Source organism: Micromonospora sp. LOL_024 (genome assembly GCF_048060415.1).
Classification (GTDB): Bacteria; Actinomycetota; Actinomycetes; order Mycobacteriales; family Micromonosporaceae; genus Micromonospora.
The window spans coordinates 1-22,851 of sequence record NZ_JBHMIS010000047.1 but is presented as its reverse complement, the minus strand read 5'-3'; the positions used below and the strand labels follow the sequence as shown (position 1 = coordinate 22,851).

19 protein-coding genes, 1 tRNA gene and 1 pseudogene are annotated in these 22,851 nt (G+C 69.0%); 14 read left to right on the top strand and 7 right to left on the bottom strand.

What is annotated here, in order from left to right:
• Positions 1-275 precede the first annotated feature (275 nt).
• A complete protein-coding gene (locus ACFHWY_RS26045) occupies positions 276-710 on the top strand; it encodes an NUDIX hydrolase (protein ID WP_416582893.1) in 435 nt (144 codons plus the stop codon).
• 156 nt (positions 711-866) lie between these two features.
• Here the strand turns inward: ACFHWY_RS26045 and ACFHWY_RS26040 are convergent, their stop codons facing one another.
• Both ACFHWY_RS26040 and ACFHWY_RS26035 read right to left on the bottom strand, forming a co-directional pair.
• Positions 867-1,304 carry a hypothetical protein gene (locus tag ACFHWY_RS26040; protein WP_416582892.1) on the bottom strand — a complete coding sequence of 146 codons (438 nt, stop codon included), beginning with the start codon at positions 1,302-1,304 and terminating at the stop codon, positions 867-869.
• 83 nt (positions 1,305-1,387) lie between these two features.
• Positions 1,388-1,747, bottom strand: coding sequence for a hypothetical protein (locus tag ACFHWY_RS26035; RefSeq protein ID WP_416582891.1), 360 nt, complete (start codon positions 1,745-1,747; stop codon positions 1,388-1,390).
• Between the two features lie 218 nt (positions 1,748-1,965).
• Here ACFHWY_RS26035 and ACFHWY_RS26030 point away from each other — a divergent pair, with 218 nt between their 5' ends.
• From ACFHWY_RS26030 to ACFHWY_RS26015, 4 genes and pseudogenes are all read left to right on the top strand, one after another.
• Positions 1,966-2,493 carry a DUF6244 family protein gene (locus ACFHWY_RS26030; RefSeq protein ID WP_416582890.1) on the top strand — a complete coding sequence of 176 codons (528 nt, stop codon included), beginning with the start codon at positions 1,966-1,968 and terminating at the stop codon, positions 2,491-2,493.
• A gap of 209 nt (positions 2,494-2,702) precedes the next feature.
• A complete protein-coding gene (locus tag ACFHWY_RS26025) occupies positions 2,703-3,089 on the top strand; it encodes a hypothetical protein (RefSeq protein WP_416582894.1) in 387 nt (128 codons plus the stop codon).
• Between the two features lie 13 nt (positions 3,090-3,102).
• On the top strand, positions 3,103-3,552 hold the full coding sequence (locus ACFHWY_RS26020) for a SitI3 family protein (RefSeq protein WP_416582889.1): 450 nt from the start codon (positions 3,103-3,105) through the stop codon (positions 3,550-3,552).
• 70 nt (positions 3,553-3,622) lie between these two features.
• Positions 3,623-3,820: pseudogene (locus ACFHWY_RS26015) on the top strand (DUF296 domain-containing protein); the annotation flags it as partial.
• Positions 3,821-3,910: 90 nt separating this feature from the next.
• Here ACFHWY_RS26015 and ACFHWY_RS26010 read toward each other — a convergent pair.
• A complete protein-coding gene (locus ACFHWY_RS26010; RefSeq protein ID WP_416582888.1) occupies positions 3,911-4,480 on the bottom strand; it encodes a hypothetical protein in 570 nt (189 codons plus the stop codon).
• A 602-nt stretch (positions 4,481-5,082) separates the two neighbouring features.
• On the opposite strand from ACFHWY_RS26010, the gene ACFHWY_RS26005 reads away from it, so the two are divergent.
• The 4 genes from ACFHWY_RS26005 to ACFHWY_RS25990 all read left to right on the top strand — a co-directional run bounded on the left by ACFHWY_RS26005 (position 5,083) and on the right by ACFHWY_RS25990 (position 10,862).
• Positions 5,083-5,155, top strand: a tRNA-Arg gene (locus ACFHWY_RS26005).
• Between the two features lie 642 nt (positions 5,156-5,797).
• Entirely contained in the window at positions 5,798-7,627 is a 1,830-nt protein-coding gene (locus tag ACFHWY_RS26000; protein WP_416582887.1) for a RiPP maturation radical SAM C-methyltransferase, read from the top strand.
• Positions 7,618-8,682, top strand: coding sequence for a hypothetical protein (locus ACFHWY_RS25995; RefSeq protein ID WP_416582886.1), 1,065 nt, complete (start codon positions 7,618-7,620; stop codon positions 8,680-8,682). The genes ACFHWY_RS26000 and ACFHWY_RS25995 overlap by 10 nt, the downstream gene beginning before the upstream one ends.
• Positions 8,679-10,862 (top strand): peptidylprolyl isomerase, encoded by a 2,184-nt coding sequence (locus ACFHWY_RS25990; RefSeq protein ID WP_416582885.1) that lies wholly within the window; start codon positions 8,679-8,681, stop codon positions 10,860-10,862. The genes ACFHWY_RS25995 and ACFHWY_RS25990 overlap by 4 nt, the downstream gene beginning before the upstream one ends.
• Before the next feature lie 58 nt (positions 10,863-10,920).
• On the opposite strand, the gene ACFHWY_RS25985 is transcribed toward ACFHWY_RS25990, so the two are convergent.
• Genes ACFHWY_RS25985 through ACFHWY_RS25970 form a run of 4 tightly spaced genes read right to left on the bottom strand, consistent with a single transcriptional unit; the run spans position 10,921 to position 15,065 of the window.
• Positions 10,921-11,721: an ABC transporter permease gene (locus ACFHWY_RS25985; protein ID WP_416582884.1), complete on the bottom strand. Its 801-nt coding sequence runs from the start codon at positions 11,719-11,721 to the stop codon at positions 10,921-10,923.
• Positions 11,708-12,487 carry an ABC transporter permease gene (locus tag ACFHWY_RS25980; protein ID WP_158573756.1) on the bottom strand — a complete coding sequence of 260 codons (780 nt, stop codon included), beginning with the start codon at positions 12,485-12,487 and terminating at the stop codon, positions 11,708-11,710. The genes ACFHWY_RS25985 and ACFHWY_RS25980 overlap by 14 nt, the downstream gene beginning before the upstream one ends.
• A complete protein-coding gene (locus ACFHWY_RS25975; RefSeq protein WP_416582883.1) occupies positions 12,484-13,461 on the bottom strand; it encodes an ABC transporter ATP-binding protein in 978 nt (325 codons plus the stop codon). Before ACFHWY_RS25975 ends, ACFHWY_RS25980 begins: the two co-directional genes overlap by 4 nt.
• Complete coding sequence (locus ACFHWY_RS25970; protein WP_416582882.1) at positions 13,458-15,065, bottom strand: putative PEP-binding protein; 1,608 nt, start codon at positions 15,063-15,065, stop codon at positions 13,458-13,460. Before ACFHWY_RS25970 ends, ACFHWY_RS25975 begins: the two co-directional genes overlap by 4 nt.
• A gap of 5 nt (positions 15,066-15,070) precedes the next feature.
• On the opposite strand from ACFHWY_RS25970, the gene fxlM reads away from it, so the two are divergent.
• The 5 genes from fxlM (at position 15,071) to ACFHWY_RS25945 (ending at position 22,698) form a co-directional block, all read left to right on the top strand.
• Positions 15,071-16,987 (top strand): methyltransferase, FxLD system, encoded by a 1,917-nt coding sequence (gene fxlM, locus ACFHWY_RS25965; protein ID WP_416582881.1) that lies wholly within the window; start codon positions 15,071-15,073, stop codon positions 16,985-16,987.
• A gap of 123 nt (positions 16,988-17,110) precedes the next feature.
• Positions 17,111-18,235 carry a hypothetical protein gene (locus tag ACFHWY_RS25960; RefSeq protein ID WP_416582880.1) on the top strand — a complete coding sequence of 375 codons (1,125 nt, stop codon included), beginning with the start codon at positions 17,111-17,113 and terminating at the stop codon, positions 18,233-18,235.
• Between the two features lie 1,637 nt (positions 18,236-19,872).
• A complete protein-coding gene (locus tag ACFHWY_RS25955) occupies positions 19,873-19,998 on the top strand; it encodes a hypothetical protein (RefSeq protein WP_307969456.1) in 126 nt (41 codons plus the stop codon).
• Positions 19,999-20,320: 322 nt separating this feature from the next.
• Positions 20,321-20,818, top strand: coding sequence for a hypothetical protein (locus ACFHWY_RS25950; RefSeq protein WP_416582879.1), 498 nt, complete (start codon positions 20,321-20,323; stop codon positions 20,816-20,818).
• On the top strand, positions 20,815-22,698 hold the full coding sequence (locus tag ACFHWY_RS25945) for a recombinase family protein (protein ID WP_416582878.1): 1,884 nt from the start codon (positions 20,815-20,817) through the stop codon (positions 22,696-22,698). The genes ACFHWY_RS25950 and ACFHWY_RS25945 overlap by 4 nt, the downstream gene beginning before the upstream one ends.
• Positions 22,699-22,851 lie beyond the last annotated feature (153 nt).

The window sequence follows — 22,851 nt, the reverse complement described above, 5'->3', positions numbered from 1 at the left end:
ATCCACCCCAACCGGTCACAACCCGACCAGCCGCACGACCCCGGAACTTGCAAAGGCCCTGAATGTCATGGTCGACCAATGCCCGCCCCGCACCGTTGGCGAGATGGGCAATATTCATCGCCGATGGACTCGTGGCCTGCGCGCCTGGTGTATCCATAGGAGTCCAATAGCCTGTCCATAAGTTACACCCTGTTGCCGATTGTCGGGAGCCGTGCGGCTAGGGCGCAGTTTCCGCGGGCTGCCCTTGTTTTGCTAATGCCAATACGGGAGATCATATGGTGGCGAAGGTCGTGGTGGATAAGGTTCTCTGCTACGTGGTGCGAGAGGGGCGGTTGCTCGTCTTCCGTCACACCGACTACAGCTATGAGCAGGTGGGCGTCGAGGTGCCGGGAGGCACCGTTCGTGTAGGTGAGGCGCCGGAGGACGCCGCGCTGCGCGAGGCCCGCGAGGAGACCGGGCTGATGGGCTTTCGCGTTGTCCGCAAGCTGGGGGAGGTTGAGTACGACATCACACCGCTCCGGTTCGAGATTCAGTACCGTCACGTCTTTCAGTTGGAACTCGTAGGGCCGGCGCCCGAGCGGTGGGCTAGTCAGGAAGACCACGACGGTACCCAGGAACCCACCCACCTTGAGTGTTTCTGGGTACCGTTGAAGGCTGCGCATATCCTGCAGGCTGGCCAGGGTGCTCTCCTGGCCAAACTTTGTTCGTGATCGGGTGTACATCGCGAGGTGGCAATGCGCGGCTATGGGACCGAAGTGCGCCAGCGGCATTGCCTGATCATTGGCAATGCCGTCATACCAATATCCCGCCATGCGTTGTGAGGCGACCGCGAGACCCGGGTGCGGATGCAGGCCGGTCGGAACGTTCTACACCCCTGAAGCAAGATGCGGCGGTGGCTCGACTGGCAACTCCGGTAGCTGGTGTTCACCTCGGAGCAGCGCCCCGAGCCGCGGGCACTGGACCAGCATCGCGCTCAGATCCCGCTCCTCCGCGACGGCCGCGATGAGGCGGAGCGCATCGGTGGCCAGACCGAGTGCGCCGAGTTCCACGACCGTGCTGGCCTCCCCTGCCAGAACCGGGTCCATCAGCCGGGTCCACTCCGGCAGCAGGACCCAGGACGCGTACAGGTGATCGTCGAGCCAGGCGACGGGCCGAGCCGCGAAGAACTCCCTCCGGTCGGTGGGAACCTCGACGAACACCGGCGTCGAGTAGACCGGATCAACCTGGGCGGCGGCCAGCAGAAGCGGGTCCTGCACCAGGGTGGCGTCCACGAGCTGCGCGAACGACGGCGTCCAAACAACCATGTGGCCATTCGTGGTGCCATCGGCATGGACGACCGGCGGTCGTTTCCACACGCCGACCTCGGACACCTCGGTAAACGTGTCGGTCACCCGGTATAGCGAGGCGTACGCGGCGACCGCCTCGGCTCGAAGCCAAGGTGCCGCAGCGCCCCACTGACCTGATGACTCGTCAGGACACAGGTGCCCACCGGCATGCCGCTCTGCGCCTGGTGCAGAACGGCTAGGACCGCGAGCAGCGGCACCATCTCCACCGGCGCGTAAACGAGCCGTCCGAACATTGGGCTGTACTCAAATTTCGGCATCAGCGCCGTCTCGTCCGGGCGGTGAGGGCGCCGGCTGCCGGGCACGCGGGTGGGCGGGATCATCCGGCGGATCGGCTCCCGCCGCTGCCGGCGGCCACTGCGCTTGCGATTACCCACCGATCCTCCCGACGCGAACACCCGCACCGCCGTTCCGTCGATGCTGACACGTCGACAGCCGGACACGACAGCCACAGACCCCACCCCACGAGCTGGAATCTGGACCGGAAGCCGCTCGTGCGACTACTCGCATCGCGGTGGCTGTGCGGTGCCGACCGCCTCGCCGATGTCTGGTGGCCTCATAAGGAGCCCGGTAGGTTCAGCTGTCCAGCACTTTCGCTCTCATCGATTGGGGTGCCGGCCACGTGTCGCAGATTGAGACGATCACCGGTGAACTCCGCGCGTTGATGACCGGGGTCGAACGCGCGCAGGGGTTGGCAGCCGCCGCGGACAGCCAGGCGCAGGAGGTGGCGTTGCGGGCCGCAGGCGCAGGCTTCGTCGCCGTAGCGGCGGGCGTGGCCCGGGTACGCAACGCGATCACGGGCATCCAGGGCGGCCTGGGAAGTCTTGCCGGGTCGATCGGCGAGGCGACGAAGGCCACCGCGGCGGTGCCGAACGAGGCCACCCCGCAGGAGACGATCGCCGGGCTGGCGCCCGTGCAGAGCGCGGTGGACGCCGCTCGGGACGCGGCGACCGGGGCCATCACCGGAGTCGGGGAGGCGCAGCAACTCGTCGCCGTGGTCCTGCAGGGCGGGCAGCCTGGGCCGCTGCTGCAGGCGTTGGAGGCCATCAAGCAGGTCCTGGTGCTGGTCGTGCAGCGCGCCGGCGGGGCCCGGCAGGCCGTCGAAGGGGCGATCGCGCAGGCCCGGCAGTTGGGCTCGTCGGGAAACTGACGGGGGCTGGCGGTCATCCACCGACCAGCCCCACCCCTGCTACCACCGGCAGCCCATCCCCGACGACCCCCACCCTGGGCGGAACTGTCTCCGCGAACCCTGACGGGGCAATCCCGTGGGCCAGGCGTCCCACCGGCGTCGCCGGCGGGTCGCCTACCGGACGTCGAACCCGGATCTCGCCAAACGAAAAGCCTCGGGAGCGGCGTGCCCTGGAGTTGGAGAACGAGTGTGCCGACAAGGTCGCCGGCAAGGGGTACCGGGTTCACCAGAACCCCACGAGGCAGGAGGTTGCGGACGCGCGACGCGAGACCGGGGATTCGGGGAGGCCGGAGAAGGCACCCGACTTCCTCATCGAGGAGCATGTCTTCGACTGCTACGCGCCCACTGCTCCTGTGCCGGCCCGCGCCGTCTGGAGCGCGGTGTCCAGGAAGGTCGACGCCGAGCAGACCCAACGCGTGATGTTGAACCTCCACGACTGGCGCGGAGACCTCGCTGCTCTGCACAAGCAGTTCCACGACTGGCCCATCACGGGGCTGAAGGAACTGGCGGCGGTAACGCGCGACGGTGCGATCATTCAGATCATCCGGCGAGACTGATGAAGGGGTGCAGATGGCTGTCGAGTACCGGCTGACGCTGGCGGGCGACATTCCACTGGAGCAGGTGGCGGAACTGGCTGCCCCAGGAGCAGTCGAGACGTCCACGGCGTCCGGCGGCAGGATGCTCAGCGCCGACCTGAACGACGATTGCGGGTACGTCGTGGACATCACTGGCGGAAGGCACGGCTACTGTAGTGCCGAGGACGACGGTGGCGCTCTGTGGGAATGGGAGCCGGAGACCTACGTCGACGTCAGCTTCTCCATGCGCAAGGACACCCTGGTCGACAAGGGCAAACCCCACATGCTGGCAACCGTGGCCAGGATCCTCACCGGCAGGGCCGAGGACGCCGCCCTGACCCTCAACGGCGACGTACTTCTGCTGACGCGCATCGCGGGGACCATCCAGAAGCACAACACCGACGGCTGGTACGACGAAGACTACGACAGAATTCTTCACCCCTGACGGGCGTACGTCCTCGGCTAGACCCACCACAGCCACTTCCCCCGACCAACCCGACCGGAAGTGCCTCAGTATGCGCAGCCATGACCTCACGCCCGGACGGATGATCGGCGTCACCTTCGATCATGGCGAGGACTTCTTCACCGCCCTCGCTGACGCCTGCCGCGCCAACGGCATCCGGCACGGCTACATCCCCGTCTTCATCGCCGGGTTCAGCACGGTCGAGATCGTCGGCACCTGCCAGCGTCTGGACGACCCCCAAGCCCCGGTCTGTTAGGGGTGCTGCGTTCGCAGGCACGGGATGCCACGTACGGCGTTCCCGGCGGGGCTTATCGCTCGCGAGTCTGGCACCTCCGACCTATTACCTCGTCTCGTCGGTGCGCCGGATGACAGCCTTGGCCACGGGCTTGAGTGGACGCCAGTCCACGCCGCTACCTCGCCAGTAGCGGTCGCAATCGGCTTCAATCTCGGACTTGAGTTCGTCAAGATGGGCATAGAACGCTTGCTCAGCCTGGCTGAGGCCTTTGCCCTTCATCTGCTCCCTCAAGTCATCGAGCCTCTTCTGGATTTGCCGCAGCGCGATGCCGACGGCCGCACTGAACCCGCGCTCGAAATGTGCGTCACCGTGGTCGTTCATCGTCTCTTGAACTGAGTCGCGGACGGCGTCCATGATGAATCGGCCTGCTTTCGGGATCCGCCCTGCGCGCGCCTCCGTACACACGAACCCGATCCGGGTCAGTACGCGTTGCGCCTCCATGGTTGTGAACGTTGTGCGGTCCCATCCAGTCACGTGCCCGAGGACCTGCTTGGGCGGGAACATCTGCCCGTTGACCTCGACCATGTGCTTCTGGATCAGTTCAGGATCCTCACCCATCATGCGGGCCTCCACCTCCTGCTTCGTGAGGTCGAAGTCCCGGCCACCTACCTTCATCCACACTCCTTCGTTCACTTACAGTAACTTACTGTAAGTAGATAGTAAGTTCTACCCTTCACTTGGTCAAGCAGGAGCGTCGGATCGGCTTCTGGTGGCCGCCCATCGTCCGCATGAGGCAGTCGTGAAGCAGCGGGGGCCAAGCCCGCATAACTCGGCCGTGGGCGGACACCTGGCGGGGCCGTCGCCGTAGGCATCAGGGTGGGGCATCGTCTTCACAGGTCGGACGCCAGCAAGCCCATGAACCAAGCGTCCGCCGACGTGCTCGGCGGGCCTCGCCGTCGGCGTGGGTGAGGTCGAGGGCTGACAGCGCATCGGTCACCGCCGTCCGATGCCCGGTGTACGGGCCAGCGGGTCTTGGGCCCGGGAAAGCCCATCATGACCTTAGATGATGTGCGCGGTGTGTGCTCTCCAGCGGATGCCAACCCGGGTGAACCGGTGCCAACGCGGGTCACTGCGGCGACCGCCGGTCGCAACCCGGGGTTCGTGTGCTCGGCGTGTGGTCCTGGGCTGGGAGAACGGCGGTCCGGGGAACGTGGGTGAACGTGGGCCGCTCCCTGCCACCCCAGGTGAACCCCTAGGTCGCTAGACTAGGCCCTCGCGCCCTCGTAGCTCAGGGGATAGAGCATCGGTTTCCTAAACCGTGTGTCGCAGGTTCGAATCCTGCCGGGGGCACCTCACAGAACTGCAAACACGCAACGCGACCAGTCGATCACTGCTCGTGGAAGCCAGTTTCGTGTTCGCGTAGAGGATCAAGGACGCCCCGGCCGAGCGGCCGGGGCATCACACGTCGGCTCGATGTACGGGCGCCGAACGCGCCCGGATCGCGGCATGTCCGTACACTCGATCTTGGGCAGAATGACGTCCCCACAAGTCCGGCGCGAGGTTGACGGTCGCCGTCCGGCTCGGGCAGAAGCTTTCGGACAACCGGCGCCGGGCCGTCGTCGAGCAGGCCGAACGCCTCGCCGCACAGCGCTCGGCCACCCTCGCCGTGTCGAATTCACCGACTGACGGTGGCGCCCATCGAGAGGGAGGCGGTGATGGGCGACGCACGGACCGGAGAAACCCCGGGCCGGGGCGGGGCTCGGCCGGGTGGTGCCCCACCGGGCCGTCTGCGCCGGCCATCCGATCGCTGACGGGGTGGTGCAGGAGCGATGTATCGATAGGATTGGCTCTCGCGTTCATGGCGACGGCGGGGCTGGTGTGCATGGCGATTGAACTGCTGCCGCTGGTAGCGGCGGTGCCGAGGGCGACGGATCAGCCGGAGCCCGAGCCACCACCGACCCGGTCACTTCGGGTCGCGCTGGTCAACATGCCGTGGGCCCGCGTCGACGCACCGTCCATCAGTGTGGGCTGCTTCAGTCCGTCGTCCGCGCGGCGGGCCACCGGTGCGACGTGCACTACCTGAACCTCGACTTCGCCGCCGAGATCGGGGCGCAGACGTACGACGGGCTGTCGGGGATTCCCAGTGAGCGCCTGCACCTGATCGGCGAGTGGCTCTTCTCATACGCCGCCTTCGGCGAGGTGCTGACCGAGTCGGCCTACTACCAGGACTTCCCCGAGGTCGAGAAGCAGTGGGCGAAGCTGACCGGCGGGAGCCTCGACGAGCTGACCGGGCTGCGCCGGGACACGATTCCCGACTGGCTGCGCGGGTGTGTGCGGCGTGTCGACTGGGCCGACTACGACGTCGTCGGGTTCACCTCCACCTTCCTGCAGAACACGGCGTCGTTGGCGCTGGGCCGGATGCTCCGCGCGGAGCATCCGGACCTGGTCCAGGTGTACGGCGGCGCGAACTTCGACGGGGCCATGGGTGCCGAGTACGCGGGCACCCTGCCCTGGCTCGATTACGTGGTGACCGGCGAGGGCGATGTGGCCTTTCCTCGCCTGCTGGCGCAACTGGCCGCCGCGGAACACCCCGCGGTGGCACATTGCCGGGTACCCGGCGTGCTCAGCGCCCGCGACGCCGCCACACAGACTCGCGACGCGCCCCGCACCCAGGACCTAGACCGGCTACCGATCCCCGACTACGGGGACTACTTCGCGGCGCTGGAGCGCCACGGCCAGGCGACGATCCTCGGTGACGAACCGGTCAAGCTCCCCGTCGAGTTCGCTCGCGGCTGCTGGTGGGGCCAGAAGCACCACTGCACGTTCTGCGGGCTGAACGCGCTCGGCATGGGATACCGGTCCAAGAGTCCCAGCCGCGCCATGTCGGAGCTGTCCACGCTGCTCAGCGCCTATCCCACGGTGCACGTTGAGGCGGTCGACAACATTCTCGACATGTCCTACCTCTCGTCGTTCTGCACCGAACTCGCCGATCGGCGCTGGGACATCCACGTTTTCTTCGAGGTCAAGGCGAATCTCACCCGGGAGCAACTGGCCGTGCTGCGCCGGGCGGGAATCCTGACCATCCAGCCCGGCATCGAGAGCCTCAGCACCCACGTGCTGAAGCTGATGCGCAAGGGCTCCACCAAGCTGCTGAACATCCGGTTGTTGAAGTGGGCCCGCTACCACGGGATTCGGGTGGCGTGGAACCTGCTGGCCGGTTTCCCGGGCGAAACCGACGAGGACTACCGCGAGCAGGTCGAACTGATCCCGCTGCTGCACCACCTGTTTCCACCGGGCGGGTGCAGCCGTTTGTGGCTGGAACGCTTCAGCCCGTACTTCACCGACCCCTCGTTCCCGATCTCGGACGTCCGGCCACGGTCGAGCTACCGACACATCTACCCGGACTCCCTCGACCACTCCCAGATCGCCTACTTCTTCGACTACACGGCGAAGGGAGTTGGCAGTGATGAGGCGTTCGGCGCCCTGTCCAGCGCCGCCCGGCGGTGGCGGCAGCGCTGGGCAGAGCACCGGCCGTCCCTCATCTACCAACGGGTGCCGGGGCGGCTGGTGCTGGTCGACACCCGTGCCGAGCAGCCTCGCCGGGCCGTCCTCACCGGCTGGCAGGCCGAGGCGTACGAGCTGTGCGGGGACCGCCCGCACTCGGCCGACCGGATCCGGGCCGGGCTGGAGTCCGCCGGGCACCGGGTCACCACCGCCGAGGTCGGCGCCCTGCTGGACCAGTACTGCCGCTCCGGGGTGATGGTGTCCGAGGACGGCCACTACCTGTCGCTGGCGATCCCGGAGAACCCCGGATGGTGGTGACGGCGCCCGAACGGCTCGCGCTGGCCCGCGAGGTGGCCGCGCGGTTGGCGTCCCGCCCGGGGGTGACCAGCGTCTTCATCACCGGCAGCCTGGCTGTGGGGCTGGGTAACCACACCTCCGACGTGGACGTTTACCTCGCCGGGCCGGAGGTTGGGGCGAGTCGGGAGCAGGTCTTCGCCGGCCCGGTTCGGATCGACGTGCACCGCTTGTCCACGCAGGCGCTCGCGGAATCGGTTCGGCGGGTGGTGGGGGCGACCCTGCGCAGCGACGACGGCGCGGACGTGGTTCCCGAGCGGGACGTCACCACCGCGCTGCGGCTGCACATCGGGGAGATCGTGGTCGACGGCGGAGCGGCCGCCCTGCGAAAAACCTTGAACGAACACGAACTCACGCTACGTCGACTGTTGATCACCCGATGGCTCAACCTCGCTCACTACGGCCAGGAGGACCTGGCCGGGCTGGTCAACGATCCGGAGGACGGCGACGCCGCCGTGATGATCGCCCGGCTGCTGCTCCGTACCGCCGGCAAGGCCCTCGCTGCGGCCTGCGGCGACCTTTTTCCCGGGGAGAAGTGGGTCTGGCGTCAGCTCGACCGATCCGCACCGGCCGCTTTCCCGCACGCCCACTATCGTCGCCTGCTGCGCGCCGATCCGCTGGCCACCGGGCACGACGGGGTGCGCCTGACCGATCTGCGCCGGTTTGCCCAGACCTGCCTAGCCGCCACGGCGGTCCTCGGCTGGCATGGAGTGCCGGTGACACATCAGCCGCGCTGGCGCGGCGGCGACGGACCGTTACGGCGGATGTCGGAGCTGTCCATCCGCGCCTACCAGGACGGGGTGGTGATCACGTCGCCGGAGAGCCGCCGGGTCCGGTTGAGTCACGAAGCGGCACTGATCTGGGCACTGTGTGACGGGGTCGATGAGTCGACAATGCAGCGTGACATCGACCGGTTACGCTCGGTGCATACCGCCGCCCGCCGGTTGGGGGCCGAACGGGTGGCCGTACTCACCGACGAACTGCTCGCGGCGCGACTGATCCACGGGGGGCCGGCATGAAGGTGATCTACGCCCGCAGCGACACCCTCGACCTCTGCCTAGCCCTGCACCGGGAACTGGTCGGTCGTTGCTCGTGGGAGGCGTGCCTGCTGCCCAGACCGGTCGAGCCGGCGATCGCGGCGTTCCAGCACGGGCTGCGCGGCTGGCGGGAAAACGGTGTGACGATCCCGCCAGCCGCCTTCGCCGCACCGGACGGCCTGGCGGTCACCGACGAGGCGACCCGGACGGTGCTGGCCGCGATGGAGGCCGCCCGGCCCCGTCTCGCGCCGGCGATCGCCGCCTTCGACGAACGCCGCACCCTCGCTGAGGCTGACCTCGACCAGCGCCTGCGCCTCCCCCAGGTGGCCGACCCGCTGGCGGCGGCCATGGGAGTCCCGGGCACCTCGCTGGAACTACCGGTCCATCTGGTGCCGTTCGCGCCGTACCCGCCCTCGGTGGGGTTGCTCCTCGACGGTTCCCGGGTGGCCGGCACCTACCTGGACTTCCGGCGGTACGTCGGTGCCACCCTGGCAGACGCGGTGCTGACCCAGCTGGGCTGGGCGTTGCTGCGCACCGAGCATGGCCCAGGCCACCTGCTGGGTCGGTTGCGCGCGCTACTGCCCGGTACCGGGCCGTACCAGCGACGGATGCGGCTGCTGCTGACCAAGACGCTGGTGGAGCTAACCGCCGGGCACCTCGTCCGCACGACGGACCCGACGCACCGCCCGTGCGTGGACGTGCTCGGCACGGCATGGCGCTTCCCCCGCCTGTACGACCTGGCCCGCCGCCACTGGACGCCCTACCTCGACGGACACCTGGACCGGGAGCGGGCGCTGGTTGCGATCGCCGATGAAGCCACCGCCTACTCCCCCCGGTGGTACACGGAAAACATCGACGGCGCGGCCTTGGCGGCCGATTTCTACCTGCTGGAGTGGTTGGCGGTGCAGGGCGACGCGAAGGCCGCGGAGCGGCTGGCCCAGTGGGCACCGCAACTCAGCGCCGACTTCGCCGGCCAGCTCGACCTCATCATCGGCACCGAACTCGGTCACTACGAGTGCGCCCGCCTCGACACGTTCCCGCCGGAACTCGCCACGTTTCTGGAACGCGTCAACCTCGGTGACAGCCGGGTGGGCTGGTGGCGGAGCCGCCGCGAACTCGGCGAGATCCGCGCGCTGGACCTCGCGGTGGACGCGTTCGCCGGGCCCGGCGTCGAGTACGGTGGTGAGGCGTGGGCCCCAATCGCGGCGATGCTCCGACGGTACGCCGCCGGCGAGCTGCCTGCCCGCGTCTTCATCGACCAGTGCTTCACCCTGCAACACAACAACGGCTGTCTCTTCGATAAGTATTTCGAGGCCGAGCACCTGATGCCGGTACTCGAGGCACAGGCCGCGGGGGAACTGGCAACGCTCGCCCGGCACTCGTCCGCCGAGGTGCGTCGCCGTTGGCAGCGCCACCGGCACCACCTGGAACGCGGCTACTCCCCGGAGTGGCTGGGTGACGGCCGGGCCGCCGACGCGCCACCGCCGGACCGGCCGCGTACCACCCGGCTCGTCCTCGGCGCCCCGCCGCCCGGCAGCCTCGGCTGCGGCTCCGCTGCGGAGGCCGAGCAGCTCACCGCGTCCCCCGCAGACGCTACCGCGGCGATCCGCACCCGTACCTGGCAGTTCCGCCGGCCGTGGCCGGCGGTGCCGCGCCAGTACACCGCCCTGACCGCCCTCCTGAACACCGACCTGGGCGACGTGACGCTCGACCTGTGGCCGACGGTGGTGCCGCACACCGTGGACAACTTCGTCGCCCTGGCCAGCGGGTTGCGGACGTGGCGGGACCCGGTCACCGGTGCGCGACGCGACGACCCGTTCTACGACGGCGTCGAGTTCCACCGCCGGGTGCCGGGGTTCATGATCGAGGCCGGCGACCACTCCGGCACCGGCAAGGGCGGCCCGGGATACCGGATCCCCGACGAGTTCCAGGCCGGTAGGGTCTTCGACCGGCCTTTCCTGGTGGCGATGGCGAACAACGGGCGGGACAGCGCCGGGTCCCGCTTCTTCATCACCCTGGCCGCCGCCCGCCACCTAGACGGCGGGTTCGTGCAGTTCGGTGAGGTGCTCGACCCGGACTCCCAGGCCCTGGTGACGGCGATCGCCGAGGCACCCGGGCCGGTCCGGCTGCTCCGGGTGACGATCGACGCCACGCCTGCCTGAGGCGCGTCGCCCCTCGCCGACGCCGTGCGTTCCGACGGTGCCGCGCCTGGCCACCTGCTCAGGCGAAGTCGTCGTGCCCGTGCCGGTGCGCCCGGCGGATCTGCACGGCGACGACGGCGGCGGCCACGCCCACCCAGGCGATCCCCACCACGGCCTCGATCACCACCTGCGACAGCCAGGGGTCGCCGCGCAGCCAGGAGTGCACCGCGGCGAGACCGTGCCGGCCCGGCAGGAACGCCCCGACGACATCCAGCACCGGCACCCGCCCCGGCGGCAGGAACGCTCCGCTGCACAGCATCACCACGTAGCCCATCAGGTTGCTGGCCAGCGTCTCCGCCCGACGGCCCACGGCAAAGGCGGCGGCGGCCAGGCCCGCAGCGGTCGCGGTGAAGGAGATCAGCAGGTAGACGAACGCCATCGGGGCTAGACGCAGCGCGAGGTCACCCAGCCCGGCGACGGGAGCCACCACGACGGCGGCGACGAGGACCACGCCGAAGCCGGCGAGTGGGTACGGCAACGAACGGGCAATGAAGAGCGCCGTCGGGTGCAGCCGTCCGGTGCGCAGTCGCCAGAACGTGACGGACTCCTTGTCGGCCACCGGGACCTGCGAGACATAGAGGATGTTGGTCATCGCGAGCGCGAGCACCAGCCCGCCGACGTACGCGTACTCCTGGTGCCGGGCGCCCGCGACGACGCCGCCGAGCAGGGTGAAGAACAGCGTCTGCAGCACCATGCGGGGCAGGATGCTGCCACCAAGCACGCTCGGCGGGTTCACGGCGAGGAACTCCCGCCACCCGAAGCGGACGGCTGCGCCCAGCCGCCACGGCAGCGGGGTGTCGAGGAGACTAGACGAGTTCAAGGGTCCCCCTCCGGCGACCGGCATCGACGGCGGCGCGTAGGCAGGCGACCGCCGCTATCAGGTAGGCCACGGTCAGCGCCACCGCGAGCGCCAGCGGTGTCGCGCGCACCGCACCGGCGCTGATGCCCACGACGAACTCGTGAACCCAGTGCAGGCTGAGCAGCGTCGGCACCCAGCGCAGCCACTCCGGTAGCGCGTCCGGTGGGATCAGCAGCCCGCCCAGGATGAAGACCGGATAGATCAGCGCGCCGGACCAGGCAAGTCCGTGCCGGGTGACCAAGAACAGGCAGGCGAGCAGCATGCCCAACGCGGTGCCGGACGCAACGACGACGAGCAGCGCGACGAGCAGCCACAGCGGATGCGGCACGGCGACTCGCAGCCGCAGCAGCACGATCACGGCGGCCGAACTGGCGAGGATCCCGCCAGCGCTGTAGAGCGTCGCGCCGAGACTCCGGCCGAACAGCACCAGGCTGGGCGAGAACTGGCTGGTGACGCTACGGGCCAGGGTGCCGTACGTGCGTTCGCGCCGCAGCACGCCACCGGCGGTCCACACGGTGGCGCTCCACATCGCGGTCAGCACCACGGCGGAGACGACGACACTCGCCTGGTCGGACATGAGGCGCCGGGTGCCGGCCACGATGGCCAGCAGCGCGACCGGCTGCACCACGGAGACGACGACCACCATGGGCCGGGTGCGCATGCCCCGCTGTTCGGCACGCAGGGCCATCCAGACCACCCAGGCGGCGGTGAGCACGCGCTCGTTCACCGCGCCCTCGTTGGCGCGGGCTCGTCTGCAGACAGGCGGTCCATGACGGTGGCGTAGACGTCCTCGAGGCGTACCGGCGCGACGTCCACCGCCAGCACGTCGAGGCCGGCGAGCGCGGCACCGAGCCGGTCGAAGGTCTCGCCGCCCCATTCCGGCACGCGCAGCCGTAGGGTCCAGACCCCGCCCTGTTCCTCGACGTCGTCTGGCACCGTCCCCAACGCGTCGAGGTGCCGCGGCACCGGACCGCGACCCCTCACCGTGACCGTGGCGGCGAACCCCGCCGAGCGGGCGAACTCCTCCGCCGTGGTGTCCATCGTCACCGCCCCCCGGGACAGGATCAGCACCCGGTCCGACAGTCGCTCGATGTCCAGCAGGTAGTGGCTGGTCAGCAGGATCGACACCCCGGTGCTGCGCAGCCGCGCGACGGTGGTGCGCAGCCGTTCGGCCTCGACCGGGTCGAGGCCGACGGTCGGTTCGTCCAGCAGCAGCAGGCGCGGCTCCGCGACTAGGCCCAGCGCGATGTGCAGTCGCTGGCGCATACCCTTCGAGTAGGTCTCGACCGGGCGGCGGGCGGCCTCGACGAGCCCGACATCGGTCAGCGCGTCGTCCACCTTGGCGCGGATGGCCCGCCGTCCGACGCCGGCGAGCATCGCGAAGTAGCGCAGGTTCTCCCGTCCGGACAGGGCGCCGTAGAAACCTCGGTCGCCGCCGAACACCACGCCGGTCAGCCGCCGGACCGCGCGCAGGTCCCGCCGGACGTCGTGGCCGAAGACCCGGGCGCTACCACTGGTGGGCTCCAGCAGGGTGGCCAGGATCTTGGTCAGGGTCGTCTTCCCGGCGCCGTTGCTGCCCAGGATCCCCAGGATCTGCCCCTCGGCGACCTGGAATGTGACGTCGCGCAACGCGATCACCTGGTCCCGACCGCGGCCGAACACGCGTCCCACTCCGGTCACCTCGACCGCTGGTGCGCTCATCGCCCCTCCGTCTCTCGCTTCATCGCGACCGTTACCCGCCCGACGGTCAACCGGGCCGCGGGCAGGCGGGCGGGGGAGCACGAGACGTAGTCCGCCCCGAGCCCGACCAGCAGCCGGACGGCCGCCGGATCGAGCGCGTGTTCCCCGCAGATACCGACGCCGATGTCCGGCCTCACCTTACATGCGGCGGTGACCGCGTACCGGACGAGCTCGCCGACCCCCTGGTCGTCCCAGAGGGCCGCCGGCGACTCGTCGATAAGCCCGAGATCCCGGTAGCGGGGCACCAGCTCCCGTTCGGCGTCGTCCCGGGACAGCCCCCAGCCGAGGGCGGTCAGGTCGTTACTGCCGATGGAGAGGAAGTCCGCCCGCCGCGCCAGATCGCCGGCGACAAGCGCGGCGCGTGGTGTCTCGATCATCGCACCGACCGGCATGGTCTCCGCCCCGATCCGGCCGAGCTGCTCGTACGCCTCGGCCAGCCGGTCGCGCACCAGGTCCAGCTCGGCCGGCACGGTGACCATCGGCACCAGCAGTTCGGGGTGCGGATCGCCGCCGTCCCGGCGGACCAGCCCGGTCGCCTCGACCAGCGCGGTCAGCTGCGCCTCCAGCAACCGCGGATCGAGCACACCCAACCGGATCCCTCGGACACCAAGCATCGGGTTGGTCTCGTGCAGTCGCTGGGCGGCGGCGAGCGCCACCGGGTCGGGCCCGACCCCGCCGCCGACCCGCGCCTCGGCGGCGGCGATCTCGAGTCGGGTGAGGTCGGGAAGGAACTCGTGCCGGGTCGGGTCGAGCAGCCGAATCGTCACCGGCAACCCGTCCATGGCCCGCAACATGGCGACGAAGTCGTCTCGCAGGACCTTCCGCAGGTGGTCGAGCGCCTCGGACGTCTCGGCGCTGCCGGCGCCGGTCAGCACCCTCGCCAGCAGCGACTGTCGTTCGCCGAGCAGCATGTGCTCGATGCGGCAGAGCCCGATGCCGGTGGCGCCCGCGCGTCGGCCGGTCTCGGCGTCGGCAGGCGAGTCGGCGTTGACCCGTACGGCGAGTCCGGCGTGCCGGTCCGCAGCCGTCAGGATCTTGCGTACCGCGGGTGCCACCGGTTCGGTTCCGGCGCCGCCGGTCCGGGTGGTCCGCGCGGTCGGCAGGCCGCCCCGGTGGACGGTGCCGGCGGAGCCGTCCACCGTCACCCGATCACCCGGCCGTACCGGCTCCCCGTCGTCCGGACGCAGACAAGACCCGTCCGGGTCAACTCGGGCGTCGCGCAACGCGGTCACGCAGACCCGGCCGAGCCCACGGGTGACCACGGCCGCGTGCGAGGTGCTGCCGCCCTGCTCCGTGACCACGGCCACGGCAGCGAGCAGGCCGGGAAGGTCCTGCGGCATGGTCACCGGAAGGATCAACACGGGGTCGGCCCCGCTCTGCCGAGCCGCTACCGCGGCGTCGGCGTTGAAGACGGCGACGCCGTCGGCCACACCGGGCGCCACGCCCTGGCCGCGGCAGAGCACGGGAAGATTCGTCGCCCCGCCGGCCGGCGTCAACGCCCGGGTCAGGTCCTCCGTGTGGATCAGGCCGAGGGCGTCCCGCTCGGTGAGCGCACCGTCGTCCACCAGACGTGGGGTTTATCCGTAAGAGCGAGACGTGGCGGCTGCGGCTACTGCCCGGCGACCGGCTCACCCAGGTCTACGCCCTCCTCGCCTCCATCACCGACGACGACCGCATCCGCGGTGTCACCGAGCCCGTCTACCGGCCCGAGGCGTACGCCTTCGGCGGGGACCAGGCCATGACGATCGCCCACACCCTCTTCCACGCGGACAGCCGCCACATCCTCGGCCATGTCGCCGCCGCCGGCGGCGCCCATCGGCGTGAGCTCGGTGTCCTGCTCGCCACTCGCCTCATGCGCGCCGCCGGACTGGAGTTCTTCGAGCAGGGCGACGTCTGGCGGCTTCTCGCCTCGCGCCGGCACCAGCCGAACGCCTCCGCGCCGAGCCCCCGGCTCACCGCGGCGGTGCAGCGCCTACTCACTGCAGCCGACGACACGGCCGGAAGCCCTCTGGCCATTACTCCGCGCTGGCCACAAGCCCACGAGCAGGCGGGCGCGGACCTCGGCTTCCTCGACCGGCACGGCGCGCTGACCCGCGACCTACGCGAGGTGCTGACCCACCACCTTCTGTTCCTGTTCAACCGGCTCGGCATCTCCGCCGCTGACACCTGGCTACTCGCAACGGCGGCCGTGACCGTCACCTTCCACCACCCGGTCGACACCCCATCCGGCTACCAAACCGCCGCCAAGATCGACAGTAAGGTCAACGCAGTGAACACTTCCCCCACCGCACCGGGAACGTCGAGTGCCGCGACGCTCCGCGATCAGCTCGTCAGCACGCTCGAACAGCGCGGCCACATCCGCACTGCCGCCGTCGCGCAAGCCTTCCGTGCGGTCCCCCGCGAGCAGTTCCTTCCCGGCGTCGACCTGGAAACCGTCTACACCCGTCGCCAGATCGTCACCAAACGGGACCCCAGCGGTGCGGCGTTGTCGTCCGCGTCGAGCCCCAGCCTCGTCGCGGACATGCTCGAACAACTCGCCCCACAACCCGGCCACCGCGTCCTGGAGATCGGCGCGGCCACCGGCATCAACGCCGCCCTACTCGCCGAACTGACCAGCCCCGGAGGCACAGTCGTCACCATCGAACTCGACCAGGACCTCGCCGACGGCGCCCACGCCGGCCTCGACCGCGCCGGCTACGACACCGTCGCAGTGGTCTGCGGCGACGGCGCCCTCGGCGACCCCGACCACGCGCCCTACGACCGGATCATCGTCACCGCCGGAGCCTGGGACATCTCCGCAGGCTGGTGGGAACAACTCGCCGACGACGGCCGCATCGTCGTACCCCTACGCGTGCACGAGAGCGGCCTGACCCGCTGCTTCGCCTTCGACCGCACCGACCCCCACCAGTTGGTGAGCGCCACGACGCCGCTGGTCTGTGGATTCGTCCCCATGCGCGGCAGCACCGAACACACCGACCACCACGTACGCCTCGACGCCGACGTGGTCCTCAAACTCGACGCCACCGACCAGCCCGACCGCGCCGCCCTCGCCAAGGCTCTGAGTCACCCCCGGCTCGAACGCTGGACCGGCATCCAGGTCAGCGACGCCGACCCGATCGGCCACCTCGACCTGTGGCTCCTCGTGCACGCCAGCAGGCCGTTCGGTCGCCTTGGCGTCGGTGATACCGCCCGTACCAGCGGACTGGTCACCCCCGCCTACCGGTGGGCCGGCGCCGCCATCTACCACGGCGGCACCATCGCCTACCTCGCCTTCCAGGACGCGGGCAACGGCCTCCACGAACTCGGCGCAATGGCCCACGGCCCGGACGCCAACACGCTCGCTACCGAGCTGACCAACCTGCTCGACCAATGGGACGAGGCGAACCGCCCCAACCAGCCCACCGTCACCGCGCACCGCGCAGGAACCCGGCCCGCCGACCATGACGACATCAGCCGAGCCGACACCATCCTCACGATCTCCTTCTGACCGCATCGAGGCCGGGGCGGTGCCCTGTCCCGCCCCGGTGGACGAGCGCGGCTGAGCCGTCACGTACGACCTGAACGCACCTCGTTGCCCACATGCGGCCCTTCCGCAGCGGATGAGGACACCATGACTCCGTCGCTTGCCGCCACCATCGCGGCCCGCTTCCCTCTCGTCGCCCGCAAACGACCGCCCGCGAAACCACTGGACGCTCGGGTAGACCGGCTCGTCAGGCTCGCCGAGACCGCGCACCGCGAGAGCGATCCGGACAAGGCGTCCATGGTCTTCAACGGGGCCGCCCTCATCGCCTCCGACTGCGGAGACCCCCACCTTGCCCGCGCCTGGTGCCGCCGCCACGCCAGCCTCTACCTCCACCAAGCCCCGCTGAACGGCTACACGGCCCGCTTTGCTCTCGAACCAGTCGTCAACCTCGCTCGCCTGCGAATTCGTGACGGCGACGGCGACGGCGCGTACCGCCTACTCACCCACCTGTACACGGCCATCGTCGGCGGCACTCCCGCTCTTCTGGACGACCTGGAGATACATCCTCGACAACTTCCCGCCGATCCCGAAGAACTCAATCAGATCATCAGTTGGCTGCGCGGCACCCTGCTCTCCGACGGAACCCGTGCCCTCACCCTCGCCGGACGGTGGGACGACGCCGTGAACCATATACGCCGATACGACGGGATCGGACCGACCCTCCTTGATGGACGACAGGTCGCGATCGTCGCTCATCTGCTGCGGGACGAAGGGCCGTCAGCAGCGGCTCTCCTCGCGGCCACCGAGATCGAGGCGCCGTGGGAGCATGCGGTGCATGGGCTCCTCAAGACCTGGCAGGAGTTGGCCGTGGGGACGGTCGCCGTCGACCACGCTGACCTCATCGAGCGAGTGTCAGCCGTGCCGCGAACTCCCGGGCTCGCAGTGTTCCGCGTTCGCCTCGGGCTGACGGCCCTGGACATCTCGGTGGGCTTGCCAATCGATGTCGTAGACAGCCTGACCAAACAGCTGGTGGCGGATGCGATTCACGACGAGGACGCCAACGCGGCACGCGACCTCATCAACCACCCGGCTGTCACGGCCGAATACCAAGGGACGCTACGCCCGTTGATGAAGGCGAGCGGGTTAGACCAGGGCTACCTGCCAGCTACGGCGAATGATCCGCTTTCCGTGGCGCTCAATCTGGCCGGGGCCGTAATCGCTACGCGACGTGATCGAGGTCGGGGAGCAGGATTACATGCACGGACGCAGTGATCTGACTCCACGAGTCACCCGTGTCGGTGACCAGCTCCGGATGCACGGCCACAGTTCATTGAACGGGGAAGGTCCGGCGTTGCGGGTATACGGCACGCCGCTCGGCCCAAGCCCTCGGCCGGCACTCGTTCGGATGTGCGCCTTGCGCATAACGCCATCGTCGAGGCCGTGGTGAGCACGACCTATCTGGCCAGCATGGCACTGGAAGAGGTCGAACGAGCCCAGGCAGAACTCGAACGCCACCTGGCGGTCCGACCATCCGGAGAGTGTGTGACGTGCGGTGAGATCGAGCCGTGCTCCGGACGCCAAGAGGCCGGCACCATGATCATCAAGTATGGCCGTCTGCCACGCCGTCGACCAGGAGCTTCGGGGGTACGCCGCGCCGCGCCAACCACGGTGGGTGCTGCCCCGACTTCGTGGTTCGCGTCGGCGACCGACGGCGACGGTCACGAGCTGACCGGGACGGGATCCGAGGCATAGGCGCGCACGGGCATCCCGCACTTCGGTCGCTGGAAGTGCGCCGAGCAGGGGCGTTCGCGGGGGTGAGTCGGCCGAGTTCAGCGGCCACGACGGACGCCTCCAGGCGGGGGACTGCCGGTGGCAGATGTGCGGGTAGGAGGGATATCTCTTATCAGTCGGTTCCGGTCCACCGGCCCTCCTCACCGCCGTCCACGTGCGGGTACGACCTGTTCAGGGGGGCGTGTTCACCCGGCTGTTCGTGGTCGTTGCGTTCCTCGTTGGATCGCTCGTTAGACCTCTCGTTAGAACCCTCACCCCTGAACAGCAGGTGTTTTGCGGCCATTAAGCTCGACCGATGCCGGCTCGGCGGGTGCCGAGGCTTCGGGCTTGGGCTTACCGCTGGTCACCCCTCCATGGGACGAGCGCCGCTGCGTTGGGGACGGTCGGACAGGGCGAGCAGGCGACGGGGACGGAGGCCGTCCGGCGCGGACGGCGGACGGGGACGGCGGGGTCGCATTGGTTGGTGCGGAGGGCCTCGCAGGACGAGGAGCGGACGGGATCGTCGACCGTCCGGGACGGTGGACGGGGGCGCGTACGGGTCGTGCCGGCGCACCGCACCACATGGCGATCTCGTCCACGGCCCGGGGCGGTCAGTCAGGACACGCGCTCCAGCAGAAGACGATCTTGTTCAAGTGGGCGAAGATTCTGTGCAACCTGTCACTGATCACATTGGCGCTCCACGCCGCTCCCGTGCCACCGGAAGTCGGCACATCAGGGGTCTGACCTGTGTGTTCAACCCGTTGAGGATCTTGTTCAACCGGGCGTCGGCGGGCGATGCGAGTTGCTCGGCGCGCAGCGCGGTTTCCAATTCGAGGCCCGAATTTGTAATTCCTTAGTGTCAGCGCTTGTCGGCGGACGTGGCCCACACGCCCATGCCGAAGCCCAGCTTCACCACCCCCGGCGACCGGCCCCAGCCGGCAACGGCCGGTTTGTTCCTTCCCCCTATCCATGTCCCCCGCACCCCCGATCCGGAAGTACCGGACGGGCACGGACCGTCCGCCCCGGAGGCGGACGACGGCAGACATCGCAGGGTGTCGACCCCGCCCGATCGCGAGTCTCCGGCTTGCGGTGACGGGCAGTCGGCAGAGGGCACGGTTGCCCGCGGTGATGTGCCGGAGGTGCGGTTCGACGTCACCGTGCTCGATGGTGAGGCCGGTCGGCGGCTGGCCGTGCTGCAAGCCGAGGTGATCCTCGACGTGCTGACCTGGCTTCACGACCAGCAGCACCACGCCGAGCCCGCCTGACCGGTCGCCCTCCGGCCCACTCGGTGTGCCGTGGCCGGTGTTGCCCTCGGGGCGGTCTTGATCCCTTCACGGAGTTGAGCGGTGATCGACGTCCACGGGTCGACCGGCAGCACCGGCGGTCGGCCCGTGGCCTGACCAGACACCAACCAACCGCAGGAGGCACGCGCGTCATGTACGCCACCGTCACCCGCCACGGCACCGGGCGCATCGTCGTCTACGGCCCCCACCACACATCCGCCATCGCACCGAACGATGGGGCAGTCACCGTCGCCATCTGCCCATCAGGGTCCGCTGACCCCACTACCAGCACCCTGGCCGAGGCATGAACATCCACCGCACGACAGTGCTCCCGCGTGTGGCGTTCTACGGCCGGACCGCCGAGGCCAGGGACCTCGCCACGGCGGCCCTCATGGTCGGCGGTCAGTACCAGCAGTGCGTCTCGGTGCTGCCTGACGGCGCAATCACGGCGGTGTTCTCCGACCTCGGCACTCGGCCCGACTATCGGCGGGCACCCGCCAACCTCTTCCTCGACAACGAGCGGGAGATCAGCCGTGACGGTGGTCTGGATGACCTGCTCACCGAGGCGAACCGGCCAGAACGTCGGTTCGACTTCGTGATCAGCACCGACGTCCACCGCCTGTCCTGCGACACGGCGACGAGGACCGCGCTCCTGCGCACGCTCGCGGTCGCCGGCATCGAGTTCCTCCACGCCCCCGAGATTCGAGACGGTGACCGACTGCCGGTCATGCCATGGCGACTGCGCAGCGTCGACTACATCAACGTGCTGACTCAACTCATCCGCGACGGAGGACACCCGTGACGAGCACCCTGCCCGACTGGCTACGCCCACCCGCCACCGCAGCCCCGAAGCGGACGATACGGGTCGCGTTCCTCGGACGTACCTCCACCGAGGAGCAGCAGGACCCCACCCTGTCGATCCCCCGCCAGTTGACCAACTCCGAACGTGCTCTGCTGCCCAACATGGTCATCGTGGCGTGGTTCTGGGACGTGGAATCCTCCCGCAAGGAACTCAGCCAGCGCGGCCGGGGCACCGCATGGCAGAAGTTCGACATCGCCGTGCAACGAGACGGCGGCCTCGCCGACATGCTCGACGAGGCCACCTCACCGGATCGCCGCTTCGATGTCGTCATCTGCGAGTCGATCGACCGCATCGCCCGCTGGACCCACCAGGGCACCAAGATCGAGCACGATCTTGAACTCGCCGGGGTGCCGCTGCTGGCCGCCGACGAGCCGGTCATGCAGTCGAACAGCCGTAAACGGGCCGCCCAGATCCTCCTGCGCCGCACCAAACAGGGTGTGGCCGAGTGGTACATGATCGAGATGCTGGAGAAGTCGTGGGACGGCTTCGAGGAACACACCACCCAGGGCTGGAACGTCGGCAAGCCTCCATACGGCTACCTCGCCGAGAAGCACAAACACCCGGTCCCCGCCAAACGCGCGGAAGGCAAACACAAGACCAAACTGAAGATCGACCCCGACCGAGGGCCGGTGGTCGAGCAGATATACGCCTGGCGCATCGACGAGAAGCTGTCCTACCGGGCCATCGCCGAACGGCTCAACACCGACCTCGACCGCTACCCGCCCCCACAACCCGTCGACCCCGCCCGCGCGGTCGGACGATGGACCGGCTCGGCGGTCCGCGAGATCCTCGTCAACCCCAAGTACACCGGCCACATGGTCTGGAACCGGCGCTCGACCAAAGACAAGCTGCACCCCGGCAAGATCAACCCCCGCGAGCAGTGGGTCGTCTCCGCACAGCCCACCCACCCGGGCATCGTGCCGATCGAGACGTTCCTCGCCGCGCAGAACGTGGGCCGATCTCGGGAACGGTCACGCGCCGACGCCCGCCAGGGTTCTCCCAACCGGCACCGGCAGACCAAACGGGTCTACGCGCTTCGTTCCTACGTCTGGTGCGCGCCGTGCCAGCGGCGCATGTTCGGCCGCACCGTCACCGGATACACCTACTACTCCTGCCAACCCCGAGAGAGGGCCATCCCCGAAGGGCACCCGAGCATGATCTCGGTGACCGAAGACGTCCTACTCGACTTCGCCGACCGGTTCTTCAACACCTACGTCCTCGGCCCCGACCGGGTACAACTCGCTACCCGAAGCCTGGACATCGCCGCCCAGCAGGCAGCCGACGAGCAACGGCGACAGATCGGCGTACTACGACGGACCCTGGACGACATCACCACCCGCCGCCGACGCCTCCTGCGAGTCATCGAGGAGAACGACGACCCCGACGGCACCGTGTTCGCCGAAATCTCCGAACGCCGAGCCCACCTCGACCGCGACCGCGAGACCAAGACCGCCGAACTCGCCCGCCTCGAAGAAACCATGCCGGCCGACCCCGGCAGCGCCGAGATCCTCGCCGCCCTACCCGAGATGGAAATCAAACTCGGCCTACTACCGACGGAACGTCTCCGTCGCCTTCTGGACGCCTTCGCCGTGCAGATCTACCACGACGTCCGCACCAACAAGGTTGCGTTCCGAGCCACCGTCAGCCATCACGCCGCCCCACACCTGGCCCGGCTAACCCGCGCTACGGCAGACGATCCCCGCACCGCCACCCATCGCCACACCAGCGCAAACGACGCTGCCCCCGCCGACGACGACGAGGGCAGCGACCATTTGCAGTTCTGTGCATGCCCCGCCGGGGGCACCAATACGAGGCCCTGACCAGCAACAAGCCGGCCAGTTCCTCGATTGTTATCTATGTAGTTTTGAATCGTCCCCCGAAAACCCCCGGTAAACCTGGGGGCGATCAGGTTCTAGTGTTCTGTTTCGTAAATAGCTAGCCGTTTAGTAGGCTCTGCGTGTGACACGTGCTGC